The organism is Cohnella kolymensis (genome assembly GCF_000829465.1).
Lineage (GTDB): Bacteria > Bacillota > Bacilli > Paenibacillales > Paenibacillaceae > Cohnella > Cohnella kolymensis.
Map to the genome: position 1 here is coordinate 183,538 of NZ_JXAL01000014.1, position 14,367 is coordinate 197,904.

The window sequence follows — 14,367 nt, forward strand, 5'->3', positions numbered from 1 at the left end:
CTAGTTCACTCCTTCCCAATTAGGTTTGTTTTTCACTGTAATAAGTGCGTCCACTGCCATTACACCCTTTCCTTCCGGCATAACCATGAGAGGGTTAATATCCATCTCCCGAATTTCATCCTGTCGATCAACTACAAACCGAGAAAACGAGGAAATCGCTCTGGATAGAGCAATTCGATCCAACGGTGGCCGGCCACGTGTACCTTTTAGGACTGCAGAAAATTTTAATTCGTCAAGCAATGCTAGGGCCTCTTCTTCAGTAATCGGGGGTATTGCCAGAACAATGTCTTTCATTACTTCCGTAAACATTCCTCCGGCACCAATCAGAATGACTGGACCCACACTCGCATCGGTAGTTACACCCACAATCATTTCGGTACCGCCGGAGACCATACATTGAATTTCGAATCCATCCTCTGTTGCGTCTGGAAAACGGTGTCGGAAATTTGCTTGCATACGCTCACAGACCAAGCGAACTTCTTGGCCGGTTTTTAAATTCAGTTCTACAGCATCCATTTCGCTTTTGTGCGGAACAAGAGCGGAGACTAATTTCACCGCCACGGGAAATCCAATGTCAACTGCACAACTTTCCGCATCTACAGGGGAACCAGCAAAACAAACCGGAGCATATGGAATGAACGATTCCCTTAGCCAATTCTGCGTCTGCTCCCAACTCAAAATCGTCGACTGCTCGTCATCTACGTTTATGTATTGCGGTATGGCGGCTGGAGGAGAGAGAGTGAAATTCCTCGCACTGCGGCGGGTCCACTCTTGCAAATGATGAATAGCGCGCAGTGCGGTGTGGTAGGAAGGTAGAAACGAAATGTCAGAATCCTCAAAATAGGTATACCAAGATCTATCAAACGTTTCGTTTGCACGTGTTAAAATGAGCGTCATTTTACCTGCGTTTTTAGCTTCCTCAATAAGGTAGTCATAAAGCTCGCGCATCTCCGGGGTCAACTGTTTGAATAACTGCATGCGAAAAGCGACCATTTCAATATTTGGATCCTGACAAAAGGCTCTTATGCAGGTTTGAAACCGTTCATAGTTTTCTCTTCGAAGATTTTCGCAGTCCAGGGGGTTTCCCAGTAAAGCAGGCTTTTCCAAAGCATCCACCAAAATAGACTTCGTCTCCGGATCCACGTCTGGAAGCGTCACATCCAGTCGTTCCGCCAAATCGCTTAGCATACTGCAATCCCCGCCCGAAATTGTGGCAATGCCTAGGCTCGCCTCTTTGCGCAATGGCTTGCGGTGATCAAATAGAACGATAGTCTCCATTAATTCATCCATGTCTTGAACTAGAATAACGCCTAGTCGTTTTAGCAATGCTTCCCAAGCGTCGCCGGAACTGGCCATACGTCCGGTATGTGCAACGGCATTTCGGCGGGCACGTTCGGACCTTCCAACTTTTAGCATGATAACGGGCTTTCCAGCATTTTGGGCATTTAGTAATGCACGAGTGAGCTTTGCCGGTCGCATTGTGGATTCTAAGAACACACCTATTACACGGGCTTCAGGATCGTGAACAAAATGATCGATAATATCGGCTAAATCCACAACTGCTTCGTTACCAACGGAAACTCCTGCTCGCAGGCCGATGTTCCTATCGCAAACAAGTTGAAGTGCCAGATTCAACGTACCACTTGATTGGAACGCCAGTACAATTCCTCCTGAGCGGATCTTATCGGAGAACTCTCCCCCAGCCCATATACCCACGCCATTCGAAGGATGAACATAACCTAATGTGTTAGGTCCTAAAATTGAAATACTGTTGTTTCGTGCAAATTCAGCAAGTTGTTTTTGTATTTGTTCACCTTCCGGTCCTTGTTCGGCAAATCCATCGGCCAAAATGACCGCCGTTTTAATCTGACACTGTGCAGCTTCGTCCAAAATCGGGAGTACCGTATCCCGTCGCGTGACCAGCACCGCGATGTGGATCTCTGCTGGAATGTCCTTCAAGGATGCGTAGCAAGTAAGCCCCATCACCTCTTCATAGTTGGGATTAACAGGATAAATTTGTTCTCTAGGATATCCCTGTAGCAGTAGATTTTGAATAATACTTCGAGGATAATTCCGCTTTTCTGCGGCTCCAACAATGGCTATCCCTTTAGTGGAGTCAAACAATGTATGCATAATGGACTAAACTCCCTTCCCGATCCAGTGATGGTGCTATCTTCAGGGATCATACTTCTACTGTTGGTTGTGACTGAACAACTTGGATTCGGTCTTTATTGAAATGCAGTTGAACGTTCTCTCCTACGCAAACCTCACCGGATTGCTTAATATGAACCCGAATGGTACATTCAGGCGATATGCGGACGCGGCAATCATAATACTGACCCATAAACATGAGTGAGATGACCTCACCGACAATGGCATCACCCTGAAGATCGGATTCATTGTGGCTCAACATGATATCCTCAGGCCGGACAGCTACATAAGTCCATCCGTTTCCTGTTCTAATAGAATGAACCACAAGTTCCCCCCAGGGAAAAACCATCTTTCCATCTCTCCACTGCCCATACAGCAAGTTGGTGTTGCCAATAAAATGCGCTACGAAGTCGTTGTTCGGTTGATGATAGATATCTTCAGGCACTCCCAATTGCACAATCCGTCCCTGATCCATAACCGCAATCATATCCGACATTGATAATGCCTCTTCTTGGTCGTGAGTGACATAGAGAGTGGTAATACCCAACCTTTGTTGAAGACCGCGTATCTCCACCCTCATTTGTTCACGAAGCTTAGCATCCAAGTTCGATAAAGGTTCATCCAACAAAAGGATTTTCGGCTTGCTGACCAAAGCTCTGGCAAGCGCTAGCCGCTGTTGTTGCCCACCGGAAAGCATGGTAGCATCCCGTCGAAAAAAATTCTGTAATCCGACAGTCTCCAAAGCCTCCTCTACAAGCCTGCGGACTTCTTCCTTTTTCATTTTTTTTAGGGTGAGCGGGAAGGCAACGTTCTCAAAAACACTGAGGTGCGGCCAAATGGCGTAGCTTTGAAATACCATTCCGATTCCACGTTTGTGTACTGGCACATTTAGATTTTTCTCGCTCGAGAAGGCCTCTGTGTCTTTAATGATGATCTTTCCGCTATCCGGCAGTTCTAACCCTGCAATAGCGCGGAGAGTTGTTGTTTTGCCACAACCACTAGGTCCAACCAATGAGAAAAATTGGCCTTGCCCCACGCGGAAGGACACCTTATCCACCGCATTAGCTTCGCTTCCCGGGTACTTGACTTCCAGATCACGCACCTCGATCATAATTATCCTCCTCAGACCTTAAGCCCAAATCTTCGTGCATAACCATAGATTAAAGCTGCCAATGAGACGCTTATCACCGTTAACAGAGTGCCGAATGCACTTAACACGGATAAATTGCCGTTCGTCCACATATCGAGAATCTGCGTAGCCGCGACCGGTGTATGGGCGGTATACAATAAGGATGCTATCGACAACTCGCGAACACTGTGGAAGAAAACAAATATCCATGCTCCTATTATGGATGGCATTAAAATCGGTATAAGAATCCTACGAAAAACGACTTGCCACGAACCACCAGCGATTTTGGCACTGTCTTCTAGATCTGCGTGGATCTGTAATAATGCAGGTTGTGTGTACCTCATGGCATAAGGGGCAAAATGCGCAACGTAAGCAACTGAAATAATCCATAAGGTTCCATACAAAGGAATCGGTACATATAAGTAGAAAAGTAGAACGGAAAGACTAAGCACAACACCTGGATATACCAAGGGAACACCGATAAATTGATCTAATAACCAAGTTCCCTTTAACTTTGATCTCACCGAAATCCATGAGGCAACGGCTGCCAGCAAAGAGGCAATAGTTGCACTAACGATTCCGACAATTAAACTATTTCGTATACTAATTATCACACCAGAATAACCGAGCATCGTTCTATAGTTGTCGAAGCCCAATCTCGACCAAAAAGACTGGTCACTAACTGCTAAAGAAGGCACAAGGGAAGCGTAGAACACATAGCAAATAGGAAGGATCATAAGAACAAAGATTAAAGTTAAATAACCAGCACCCAGCCACCGCCAACGACCTAAACGCAAAAGGCGAGGCCTGAACCCTTTGCCGGTCACCGTTTGAAAACGGCTTGCTCGCTTTGTCACACGATGATACTGGTAGAGAATGAATGCCAAAAAAAGTACCAGTAAGTCACCGTAAGCACTTGCCCTGGCATAATCTCGAATAAATGAAGAGTGCAAGTCGGAGTAAATTTGCGAGGTAAGCACTAATATACCGCTCGGAAGACCAAGAAATAAAGGTATTTCAAAGGCCTGAATACTGCGAATAAACATCAGTATCAATACTGAAAGAATACTTGGCATAAGGAGCCGAATGGTAATTTTGCTGTATACTCTCCACTGATTAGCTCCAGATACTGCTGCAGATTCTTCCAAGCTGGGATCCATGGAACGAAGGGGACCTATCATTAAAAGAAACACCATTGGAGTCCACATCAGACTTTCAAGAAGAACCATGCCGCTCATGCTCTGAATATTGAAATGAACATGGTTACCGAATGCCGAGCGCAGCAGGTTGTTAAGCAAGCCATTATTTTCTCCAAATAGCAAAACCCAGCCGATTACTTTTAACATTCCGGGAACAGCAAACCCTAAAAACGTTGTAGCATAGGCCAGTTTCTTTAGCGGTACGTCTGTGCGTGCCACTAACCATGCCAATGTAGTCCCCAACAAAACACCGCCGAGAGTGCTTCCTGTTGCAAATGTCAATGAATTAAAGATTAATTCCCATAAGTTTGAGGACCCCAAAACTCCCTCAAATGCCTCAAGGGATAAAGAAGAGTTCTCTCCCGGTCGTCCGGGATGAAGGCTGATCCATATCATCGTGAACAACGGGGGGAACACCAAGTAAACAACGACCAACATGATGGTAACTAGGGCAAGTTTCTCGCCAATTTTTTTCCTTCTGACTCGATTTTTGGGTAAACGGGGCGATTCAGTCATGACTATCGTAGCTTTTGTATCCAATCCATTCCCCCCCTTTGTTCACAAAGTATCATTTGAATGTGCTGTTAAAAATCTGTTTCCATTGTTCATAGGCCTGCTCATACTGTTTAGACGTCTCAAAATTTGTCTCCGGCAGCCAGAACTTAAATGAGATTTGATCTAATGGTGTTGAATATTGTGCTTTCTTAAAAATGCCTCCTCCATCGGAGCCTAAGAGAAAGTCTATTAAGAGCATTGAAGCATTGGGGTTTTTCACTTCCTTGGCCACAATGACCCCTCCTGCATTGGCGATCACAGGCTCAATTGGAAGCCATTCTACCGAAGCCCCTTTAGCCTTTTGTTGGTCATTGTGATTTCTAAAGATGGACACGGAAGCAGGGGCTTCGCCTTGGGCCACCAATTCCATTAGCGCCGCGCCGGATATAGACTGCACTTTTACATTTTGACCGCTCATCTGACTCAAGAATTTACGGCCTTCTTCCTCTCCTAACTGGTTAAGCACGGCACCAACCCAGCGAACACCGGTGGTTGATGAAACAATATGCAATTTGTCCTTTAACTCCGGCTTCAAAAGATCATTTAATGTTTGTGGTACCGCAGCTGGAGGGAGCTTAGATGTGTTATAACTAAACCCAATATATGAGATCCGATCAATGGACTGCCAAACAGTATTACCATCGGCTGAAATTCGGTAAGTTTCCGGCAATTTGACAGCCCCAGGAGAAAAATACGGAACTGTTAAACCCATTTCTTTAAGGAGTAGCGCTCCGTCGGAGGTTACCTCTATGACATCGACAATGTTTTTATTTGCTTGGGCTTCCTGCGTAATACGCTGCACCACATTCGCTTGATCACCGCGGAAAACTTCAACCTTGATGAAAGGGTATTTTTCCTCAAACCCTTTAACTAAGCTATTGACGATATCACCGGCCAAAGAAGTATACCAAGTCACTTTTCCTTCTTTTTTTGCACCGTCTATAATTTTTTTGTTCTCTATCTGACCCTTCATATGAGAGAGGCGAGAACTGTTCCGTAATTGAAGATTTTGGACTAGCGTTAGATGTGCTTGATTCTAATGGGGAGTTTGTTGAATTCTGTGAAGGAGATGAATTACCACATGCATTTAAAAAAAGGAGCATACAAACTAGCAGAAAGCCATATTTCCAACGAATCGCCTTCATTGTAATCCTCCCATGAGGAGCACGGCTAAATGTGCGCATGTGAATGTGGAGGTATATAAGCCGGGGGCACCGTGCTCAAATCGTTTATTTTTTCTGATTCAAGGAACTAGCCTTGCTTTTGGTAAAGTAAAACCTTCTTCGAGGTGATCCTCAAATATGATTTCCACCCGTTTTCCAATTGCTACTTCATCGGGTGTGCATCCAATGATGTTTGTTCCGAACATCGGTCCATCATCTAATTCTATTAAGGCGTACACGTAAGGTACTTCATCCTTAAATCCAGGATGAAAAGCAGTATGGTGAATGTTAAAGACAAATACGGTACCAAAACGACTGCCTTCCTGCCATTCCAATCCAGACATGAATTCTCCGTCATTGCCACAATTCCGGCAGTAGGAAGCAGGCCAGTATGAGGTTCCACATTCTTTACATCGGAATAACAAGAATTTGTGTTCTCTCAATCCGTCCCAAAACGGTTTGATGTCCAAGTCAATATTCGGTAACGGTTTGTCCCATGCCATAATCAGTTGCCTCCCAACAGAAGTGTTGAATGAATCGAGCACATCGCTGGTGACAACACTTCCCCGCCATGTCCTGTAACCAGCGCAACTTCGCAGTTTTGAATTTGACGTTCACCGGCTTCACCGCGAAGCTGTAATACCGCTTCGGACAGTCCAGTTAAGTCTCCGAAATGGTAGGCGGAGAGTAAACCGCCACTGGTGTTGACTGGAATCGAACCGCCAGGCCCAATACTGCCGGCTTCAACAAACGCGCCTCCTGACCCCTTCTCACACCAACCGTAATCCTCCAATTGAAAAAGAACTTCGCCAGTAAAGCAGTCGTAAAGTTGAGCGCAATCAATATCTTCCAAGGTTATTCCAGCCTGCCGAAACGCTTGATCTTTGGCAGTTTGAACAGCCAACTTCGTGTAATTCTCCTTCTCCCACCATAAGTTTGCCATCGCTTCTCCGAATCCGCAGCCAAGCACCCAAACAGGAGGTTTCTTTAAATCTTTAGCTCGATCTTCAGTCGTTACAACGACCGACACTGCTCCGTCGCTAACAAGACAAATGTCATTAAGGTGGTAAGGCTCAACAATCCATGGAGAATTCTGATGATCTTCAATTGTCAAAGGACGGCCATAAAAATGAGCGCGGGGGTTTTTTTTGCGCCCATTCCCGCTGTTGCACAGCAATTGCGCCAAATTGTTCACTCGTTGTGCCGTATTCATGCATATGGCGTGATGCAAACCAACTATGATGGCTTGGAGCAATGGAGTCCCCGAAGGGTTTGCCCCAATATCCTTCTTTCTCCATGTGGGACATACCACGGAAGCCTTGTTTTTTACTCATATTGGCTCGTGATTTATCGTCGACAGCGCCAGTTAATACCACATAATCTGCTATACCTAGATTCAAAAAGGAAATCGCTTGAGTGATTGCTAAGCCAGCCAAACAACCACCGCGTCCAACGGTATAATAGAAATTTACTGGCAAACCCAGTACTCGGGGATAAGCATCGGACAGAAACGCGCGTTCTCCCCCACCTCCTGTGCGTCTTAACTGCATCGAGCCATTAATATCCGATCGCTTTAATCCTGCGTCCTCTATGGCCAAGCGCGCTGCTTCCGCTTCAAGAAGCCGCGATGTCTTGCCCTCTTGAAGCCCAGTTATCAATCCCATTCCAACGATAGCGCATCGTTTCATGTTCTCGAGCCTCCGTTTTATGAAATCAGATTATTTAAACTACAAGCTGAATTAAGTTGACACAGTGAAAAGGAAATTTTATGCAGTTACATAACAATCGATATGCTAAAATTTTGTGGATGCGCTTACAATTAACTTTAAAAAAAATGTAATTTAAATCCTAAACGTAAATCCTTATGTACTAGTCCACCTGGAGTGCTCATAGTTGAACACCTTAAACCAACTCCTTTCACGTAATTTTTGTTCGCAATACGAACATTGTGTTCGAAAATTTATAATTTGATTTTACAATAATTAGACTTATCAGTCAATTAAGAAATTGAACAACATTGATGACTACCTAATGATCTGCTGACGTATGATTATTCTCATGGCTTCTCACTTCCGGTTTTGGCCGGATGACGTATCCGAACAAGGCAAGCATCGTTCCACATGACCAAAATATGATCGAGATTCCTAACAAGCCGCTAAACGCACCAAGAACAAGCGGCAGAGCAAATTGGGAAGCACGATTGACTGTAAGACGAAGGCCTAACACTTCACCTTGCCTCTCGACGGGGCTCGCCTGCAAAGAATAAGATAGGCTCAGCGGTAGCCCTAGGCCAAGCCCTGCGCCTAGCAAGCCAACAAGAATCAGTAATATAGCTGTAGATGGCGAATAAGGGAGAAACCAAAATACAATACCACTCAAATAAAGCGAATACATCAAGATCTTTATTCGACCCAACCTGCCCACGAGCCTAAACTGGGCAAGACGGATAACAATTGCTGTCAATCCGTAAAATGCCATCAATGCACCAATCAGTGTCGGTCCTACATTCATTTGAACTGCCAGTAACGGAAAAAATGACGAGAATAGTTCCCGGCTTGACAGAACCAAACCGCTTATTATGATAGCGTTCCGAAGATCGCGGTTACCCAGCATTAACCATATTGAATCCGGGTGAGTGACCTCCTCCGACTCTACTACTGAATCCCAACCAGACTTGCGAATCAGAAAACAGCTAGCCAGTCCAATCAGCACTAGAATGATATTCACACTGTTAGCAAAGAAAAATCCAAATCTATCATAGATGAGCGCGGTGAGCAATGGTCCCATCATGGATCCAATGGCACTGGAAAGAGTGAAATTAGCGACTAGTTTATCCAAGTTTCCCTCAAAACTTCCAACTCGCTTTTGCAGAGCGACCATAAGAAAAGTAACTGATATACCCATCATCGTTTGCTGAATTATAAAAGTAAGGAAGCTGGGATATACAGCTCCAAGAGCTAGAGCTGCCGCCAATACAGAGTGTGCGCCAATTACCATTCTGTGCATCCCGTAGCGATCAATCCATTTACCGATTTGGATGCCTAGCACCGCCGGGAAGAAGGCGTAGCTCGCAATGAATAAGCTTATTTGTGTAGATGTGACGCCTATATCCGTCGCATGTAATACGACTATTGGCTTCACACCGCTGATTACCATCAACATGATCATGTTTATCATCAAAACGAGCCGATAATTCAGATTCACCCACTCCCTATCGAAGGACAATACCGTTATGTTGATCAGCATTGCAAATCATATTTGGCAATTCGACGAATCCTCATGTACTTCCTTCTTGTCATTGAAAAACGGATCGCAAAGTCACAGGTGCTAATCCCGCTGACACTCCCCGGTGGGGATTTCTACTTTGTTGTCAAATTCAGGTTAAAAATCCGGAAATCAGCAAACTCTAATCCGAAAGGAGGAATCTGAATGCCCTTGGAAAAGAACAATTTAGTGAATGCGGCCGATGCCGATCCCGAGACCCGGTTAGAAAACGATAATAGCAAAGACCTGCAGCTGGTTAACGAGAATAATGCTGCAGATGCGGAAGACAATAGGCTTGCCGATGCGATCACTAAGATGGCGGATAAACATGAGTACATCGATGAACCTTAGGGGGTGAAAATCGTGATTTGGGCGCTTGTTGTGGTGGCGGCAGTGATTGCACACTTCTGGTTCAGAGGTTCGCAAGGAGGAAGAGCGAAATAACCGGCGTCGTGCCTCGTAGCACGTGTTTTCATTTTTTTGGCGTTGCTGCGAAAAAGATCTCATTGTATACGAGGCACTTCGAAAACTTCCTGACTACTTGACAATCAAATCGCTCGGAATGGAATAGCCTCAAGTAGCTGTCCTCGTCGCGTATGTGATCCCCATCGTCATACCATCGCATCAAGCTGTTTCTCACGCGTGAACCGTCAAGGAGGTATGGCTCCATAACAATAATCTTCCCGCCTCGTTTCAATACCCTTTCAAATTCACTCAAATAGCTTTGTATTTGCTCGTCCTGCAAATGATGAAGAACCGCTATTACTAACACGTAGTCAACGGACTCATCGTCGGCAGGCACCTGTTTCTGATCGAAGTGGGAGAACCGGTGCTCCGGATAAAGCCTTTGAGCAAGCGCAACCCTCTTTGCGTCCGGTTCAATACCGAGATAATGACCCGGATCACAGATACAGCAGTTAGCGCCGGTGCCGGAGCCGAAATCGAGAACGCTGTGAAGATCGGTTGTAAAATCCTCAATATCATCGGTTGAAAATTCCCCACCAAAAGCCGACATTCTCTCCGAGAGGAGAGAGTCGAGATTGGTTAAGAACGGGGAGTTTTTTCGTATGAAAGACATGAGGCAAAGAGGAATGAGCATAAGTCAAATCGCTGAGGAACTGGGGCGAGATCGAAAGACTGTGAGGAAGTGGTTGGAGCAAGACCAGCCAAGCAGCTATTCACAGCGTAAAAGTACTGCTGGAAAGCTAGATGGTTACAAAGATTACATTCGGAACCGCATGACAGAGGGTTGTCTAAACGCTATGGTCATTTTGGATGAGATCCGTGAGAGAGGCTACACCGGGAGCAGCACAATCCTTCGTCTCTTCATGCAGCCGCTTCGCCCAGCGATGCAGTGGAAAGCAACCGAGCGGTTCGAGACTAAGCCGGGGCAACAAGCACAGGTGGACTGGGGACATTTCAAAGTCCAGCAAGAGGACGGATTCAAGCGTTTATATGCATTCGTCGCGGTCCTCGGTTACTCGCGGATGATGTATGTCGAGTTTACGGAAGATGAGCGACTCGAAACACTAATGGGCTGTCATACCCGCGCTTTCGGTTACTTCGGCGGAGTCACGCAAACCTGCTTGTATGACAATATGAAAACTGTCGTTGCCGGTCATGACGAAAACGGCGAGGTTGTCTGGAACGAGCGGTTCGCGCGGTTTGCGGATCACTACGGATTTATACTCCGGCGATGTAAACCATATCGCGCCAGGACAAAGGGTAAAGTTGAGAATGGCGTAGGTTATGTACGCAAGAATTTTTGGCCGCGGATCCGCACGTTTACAGGCTTGCAAGATTTGAATGCCCAAGTCCTTCACTGGCTCGATACAGTTGCCAACCGGCGCCGGCACGGCACCACATTCCAAGTCCCTACAGAAATGTGGAAGGAAGAAGGATTGCGGTCGGTCACAGACATTTCGTTTGCCTATGCGGACCGATTTCACCGAAAAGTATCCGCCGACTGCTACGTCTCTTACGACGCGAACCGGTATTCTGCACCGTTTGCCTACGTCGGTGTCACCGTTGAAGTACAAGACGAAAAGAACGGGACGCTGCGTATCTTCAGCGGCGGACAAATCATCGCCGAGCACCGAAAATCCATGGGACGACACCAAATTATTAGCAACAAAAAACACTTCGAGGGGATTCGCACAGCAACGAGCCGTCCGGCCTTGGAACCTACGCCTCGTTATGTAGCACAAACCGCACCAGAAGTGTTGGAACGCCCACTTTCGGTCTATGATGCGCTCATGGAAGAGGCGGTGCTCCAGTGATCCTACAAGAACGCCTGGAAGCTGCGATTCGCCACTTTGGATGGGTTCGCATACCCGAGATCCTCCATCAGCACGCCGAAGAAGCGTCTAAACGAAATATACCGTACTTGGAGTTTTTGGACAATCTCCTGGCAGAAGAACTGCTGGCAAAACACGACCGATTCATTCATACAAGGACGCGCATGGCCCACTTGCCGTTCCGCAAAACACTCGACCAGTTCGACTTTGCATTTCAGCCATCGGTGGATGAGCGTCGTATTCGGGATCTTGCGACGCTTCGATTTGTGGAGCATCAAGAAAATCTGGTCTTCTTAGGACCGTCGGGCGTCGGTAAGACACACCTTGCTGTCGCACTAGGACTCGAAGCCATTAAACAACGTTACACGGTCTATTTCATCACTGCCCATGACCTTGTTCAAACACTGCAAATGGCTCACATGACTAACACCATTAAGCAGAAGATGAAGATGTTTATTAAGCCGGATCTGTTAATCATCGATGAGATTGGCTACCGGAAGATGGATGAGACAGCAGCTCATTTCTTCTTTCAAATCGTCTCGGAGCGATATGAGCGCGGCGCTATTCTTTTGACATCAAATAAAACGTTTGGCGCATGGGGCGACATTTTCGGAGACAATGTACTGGCCACGGCGATACTCGATCGCCTCCTACACCACTCAAGCACGGTAAACATTAAGGGTGAAAGTTATCGTATCAAGGAAAAGAAAAAGGCCGGCTTCTTCCGTCCAGAACCTGCTGACGTGAACGAAGCCGACTGATAAAACTGGGGAATTTTCGAGCGATTCTTTTGGGGAATTTTCGTCCGATCTTGACACCGTTTGACTGAATGGTTTAATAGAACGGGAAAGAAGCAAGTCGATCTAGCACGTCACCTTGGTGTATCCCAGGCATTCATTTCTCAGGTTTGCCACAATGATAAGCAGCTGTCCGTTGAAAACCTGAAAATGGCAGCTGATTTCTTTGGATGCTACATGGATGATCTCATTGAGCTGGTACACTTACCCGACTAAGGCAAACGGTAGAGGGCATTTATTGCTCCCTCCTGCGAAGAGACTTAATCTATAGCTTAAGTATTGCTTCCACAATATGCAACCTAATACTTTTTGTAGGTTGCAGCCAAAGCGGAAAGCTATATCATGTAATCACCCCATCTTCGGCACCTGGCTGGCATAGCGGATTACGCGTTAGCCCCTTTAGTTTTGCGTCGCCGGCTTTCACCGGGTATGCTCTTTCGGTTGGCAATATATTTTATGTTTCAAAGTCATCTTGTTTGGTTAAATGACTGTGGGTTCATTTTACTCCTACGCATGTATTACGGCAAAGGTATTCTGCGTAGATGCCCAGTGAACTGTTACGAATGGAGAATACCTTGATACCCCTTTCGCGTAATGTTCTTTTTATTAGAATATGCTCATCCACTGCCCGACTTTGTGCTTTCTTCAATTCCTGAATAAGAATCAGGTCAGTTTTGAGACCGGCCTGCTGAATTGCTTTCATATCGGCGTCAATGTAATCCAACATCAACGGCAGAATTAAGAAATCCTTCACACACGCCATTTCTTCTTTATCAATATTCCGAGGTGTACTCACGCCGGTCTCCTGCTTACCGGGAGAGCCGCCAGTATCCTCTCCACCTCGAAAGACCGGAAAGCCTGCTTAACCGTATCGAATCCCCTCACCTTACCGTCGCGCACCTTATGTATGCTTATTTGTCGTTTCGTGATATTTCCCTTGCTGTCCTGGTAGATGATATCGACGATCCGCCCGACACACTTCTCGATCAGCATTATATTTATAAACCGAACAAATGTTCTTATCAATATAAAAAATATTTTGATAATCCCTAAGGTTCGACATCGGGCTGCGTGGTAAATAAGGGTTTACGTTGTGGCAGCCGCCGTTAAAGAGTGCATGGAAAAAAATATATAGTAAAAACACTAAAGGAGCCGGCCCCTGACTCCCCCATCACAGGCCCCGGTTCGTTTGTTGAGCATAAATTTTTCATCTCATTGTTAATGGTAAAACGTGGAGTTAATGATAAAAAGGAGATTCATCAGTCATGCCTAAATGGGTTCAAGAACAGAATTTCAGACAACCTCAAAGATGTGTGGGTTGTTACTGGGGAAGTTGGAACGGAACCAAACAGTTTTGTTCAAAATCCCGATGTATAAAAAAGATTGACGTAGATTAGCAAGGCAAAAAACAGCGATAATGTCATGATAGTCCACTGGTGCATCCGCTATTTACCGACATAAATAAACAGCCCCTAATGCTACAATCGATATATCACCAACTGATAGAAAGGTGGTCTATCGATGTTTCTGCCTCCGATGCTTCTTGAAAAAGTGGAAAAACCTTTTGATGACGACAACTACATATTTGAGCCGAAGATCGATGGCCACCGTCTTATTCTTTCAGTTCAGAATGGTGAAGTCCGGCTTTTCACACGCCACAATAATGATGTGACTCGTCAGTATCCGGAGCTGCATGCCGTGCCGATCGATGACCATTCAGACACTGTATTGGACGGCGAGGTAGCCTGCATCAACCCGGAGACCGGTTCTATCGATTTTGAGATGGTCATGGAGCGGTTCCAGATGAAGAAA

Annotated in this window: 16 protein-coding genes and 1 riboswitch; of the genes, 5 read left to right on the forward strand and 11 right to left on the reverse strand. The window is 45.8% G+C overall.

Features of this window, described 5'->3' with window-relative positions:
- The 8 genes from SD71_RS09805 to SD71_RS09835 all read right to left on the reverse strand — a co-directional run bounded on the left by SD71_RS09805 (position 1) and on the right by SD71_RS09835 (position 9,401).
- Positions 1 to 2,133, reverse strand: a complete 2,133-nt coding sequence (locus SD71_RS09805) for an acetate--CoA ligase family protein (RefSeq protein WP_041062193.1) — start codon at positions 2,131 to 2,133, stop codon at positions 1 to 3.
- A gap of 49 nt (positions 2,134 to 2,182) precedes the next feature.
- Positions 2,183 to 3,262, reverse strand: a complete 1,080-nt coding sequence (locus tag SD71_RS09810; protein WP_052476119.1) for an ABC transporter ATP-binding protein — start codon at positions 3,260 to 3,262, stop codon at positions 2,183 to 2,185.
- Positions 3,263 to 3,273: 11 nt separating this feature from the next.
- Positions 3,274 to 5,019: an ABC transporter permease gene (locus SD71_RS09815; RefSeq protein WP_041062194.1), complete on the reverse strand. Its 1,746-nt coding sequence runs from the start codon at positions 5,017 to 5,019 to the stop codon at positions 3,274 to 3,276.
- 28 nt (positions 5,020 to 5,047) lie between these two features.
- Positions 5,048 to 5,950, reverse strand: coding sequence for an ABC transporter substrate-binding protein (locus tag SD71_RS09820; protein WP_161793365.1), 903 nt, complete (start codon positions 5,948 to 5,950; stop codon positions 5,048 to 5,050).
- A gap of 327 nt (positions 5,951 to 6,277) precedes the next feature.
- Positions 6,278 to 6,700 carry a Zn-ribbon domain-containing OB-fold protein gene (locus SD71_RS09825; RefSeq protein ID WP_041062196.1) on the reverse strand — a complete coding sequence of 141 codons (423 nt, stop codon included), beginning with the start codon at positions 6,698 to 6,700 and terminating at the stop codon, positions 6,278 to 6,280.
- 2 nt (positions 6,701 to 6,702) lie between these two features.
- On the reverse strand, positions 6,703 to 7,383 hold the full coding sequence (locus tag SD71_RS22150) for a thiolase family protein (protein WP_161793366.1): 681 nt from the start codon (positions 7,381 to 7,383) through the stop codon (positions 6,703 to 6,705).
- Entirely contained in the window at positions 7,301 to 7,885 is a 585-nt protein-coding gene (locus tag SD71_RS22155) for a beta-ketoacyl-[acyl-carrier-protein] synthase family protein (protein ID WP_052476121.1), read from the reverse strand. The genes SD71_RS22150 and SD71_RS22155 overlap by 83 nt, the downstream gene beginning before the upstream one ends.
- A gap of 340 nt (positions 7,886 to 8,225) precedes the next feature.
- The gene (locus SD71_RS09835; RefSeq protein WP_161793367.1) at positions 8,226 to 9,401 is read right to left on the reverse strand and encodes an MFS transporter; all 1,176 of its coding nucleotides are present in this window, start codon (positions 9,399 to 9,401) and stop codon (positions 8,226 to 8,228) included.
- A gap of 225 nt (positions 9,402 to 9,626) precedes the next feature.
- On the opposite strand from SD71_RS09835, the gene SD71_RS09840 reads away from it, so the two are divergent.
- Complete coding sequence (locus tag SD71_RS09840) at positions 9,627 to 9,812, forward strand: hypothetical protein (protein ID WP_041062198.1); 186 nt, start codon at positions 9,627 to 9,629, stop codon at positions 9,810 to 9,812.
- Between the two features lie 121 nt (positions 9,813 to 9,933).
- Here the strand turns inward: SD71_RS09840 and SD71_RS09845 are convergent, their stop codons facing one another.
- Positions 9,934 to 10,476 (reverse strand): class I SAM-dependent methyltransferase, encoded by a 543-nt coding sequence (locus SD71_RS09845; protein WP_052476122.1) that lies wholly within the window; start codon positions 10,474 to 10,476, stop codon positions 9,934 to 9,936.
- Positions 10,477 to 10,537: 61 nt separating this feature from the next.
- Between SD71_RS09845 and istA the strand changes: the two genes are divergently transcribed.
- The 3 genes from istA to SD71_RS26190 are packed head-to-tail and all read left to right on the forward strand — an operon-like array spanning position 10,538 to position 12,771.
- Positions 10,538 to 11,740, forward strand: a complete 1,203-nt coding sequence (istA, locus tag SD71_RS09850; protein ID WP_268747729.1) for an IS21 family transposase — start codon at positions 10,538 to 10,540, stop codon at positions 11,738 to 11,740.
- Positions 11,737 to 12,519, forward strand: coding sequence for an IS21-like element helper ATPase IstB (istB, locus tag SD71_RS09855; RefSeq protein ID WP_041062200.1), 783 nt, complete (start codon positions 11,737 to 11,739; stop codon positions 12,517 to 12,519). Before istA ends, istB begins: the two co-directional genes overlap by 4 nt.
- 60 nt (positions 12,520 to 12,579) lie before the next feature.
- Entirely contained in the window at positions 12,580 to 12,771 is a 192-nt protein-coding gene (locus SD71_RS26190) for a helix-turn-helix domain-containing protein (protein ID WP_082034157.1), read from the forward strand.
- A 142-nt stretch (positions 12,772 to 12,913) separates the two neighbouring features.
- Positions 12,914 to 12,999: riboswitch (cyclic di-GMP riboswitch) on the reverse strand.
- A 52-nt stretch (positions 13,000 to 13,051) separates the two neighbouring features.
- On the opposite strand, the gene SD71_RS09860 is transcribed toward SD71_RS26190, so the two are convergent.
- Together SD71_RS09860 and SD71_RS09865 are read right to left on the reverse strand one after the other, a co-directional pair.
- Positions 13,052 to 13,351 (reverse strand): hypothetical protein, encoded by a 300-nt coding sequence (locus SD71_RS09860; protein ID WP_041062201.1) that lies wholly within the window; start codon positions 13,349 to 13,351, stop codon positions 13,052 to 13,054.
- The gene (locus SD71_RS09865) at positions 13,348 to 13,548 is read right to left on the reverse strand and encodes a hypothetical protein (RefSeq protein ID WP_041062202.1); all 201 of its coding nucleotides are present in this window, start codon (positions 13,546 to 13,548) and stop codon (positions 13,348 to 13,350) included. Before SD71_RS09865 ends, SD71_RS09860 begins: the two co-directional genes overlap by 4 nt.
- 528 nt (positions 13,549 to 14,076) lie before the next feature.
- Here SD71_RS09865 and SD71_RS09870 point away from each other — a divergent pair.
- The coding region (locus SD71_RS09870; RefSeq protein ID WP_041062203.1) for an ATP-dependent DNA ligase at positions 14,077 to 14,367 on the forward strand (291 nt) is incomplete at its 3' end.

Excerpts from the sequence above, each read along its gene's own strand:
- SD71_RS09845 (WP_052476122.1), bottom strand. The coding sequence starts at position 10,476 with ATGTCGGCTTTTGGTGGGGAATTTTCAACCGATGATATTGAGGATTTT.
- SD71_RS22155 (WP_052476121.1), bottom strand. The coding sequence starts at position 7,885 with ATGAAACGATGCGCTATCGTTGGAATGGGATTGATAACTGGGCTTCAA.
- SD71_RS09805 (WP_041062193.1), bottom strand. The coding sequence starts at position 2,133 with ATGCATACATTGTTTGACTCCACTAAAGGGATAGCCATTGTTGGAGCC.
- SD71_RS09825 (WP_041062196.1), bottom strand. The coding sequence starts at position 6,700 with ATGGCATGGGACAAACCGTTACCGAATATTGACTTGGACATCAAACCG.
- SD71_RS09840 (WP_041062198.1), top strand. The coding sequence starts at position 9,627 with ATGCCCTTGGAAAAGAACAATTTAGTGAATGCGGCCGATGCCGATCCC.
- istA (WP_268747729.1), top strand. The coding sequence starts at position 10,538 with ATGAGGCAAAGAGGAATGAGCATAAGTCAAATCGCTGAGGAACTGGGG.
- SD71_RS09865 (WP_041062202.1), bottom strand. The coding sequence starts at position 13,548 with ATGCTGATCGAGAAGTGTGTCGGGCGGATCGTCGATATCATCTACCAG.
- SD71_RS09810 (WP_052476119.1), bottom strand. The coding sequence starts at position 3,262 with ATGATCGAGGTGCGTGATCTGGAAGTCAAGTACCCGGGAAGCGAAGCT.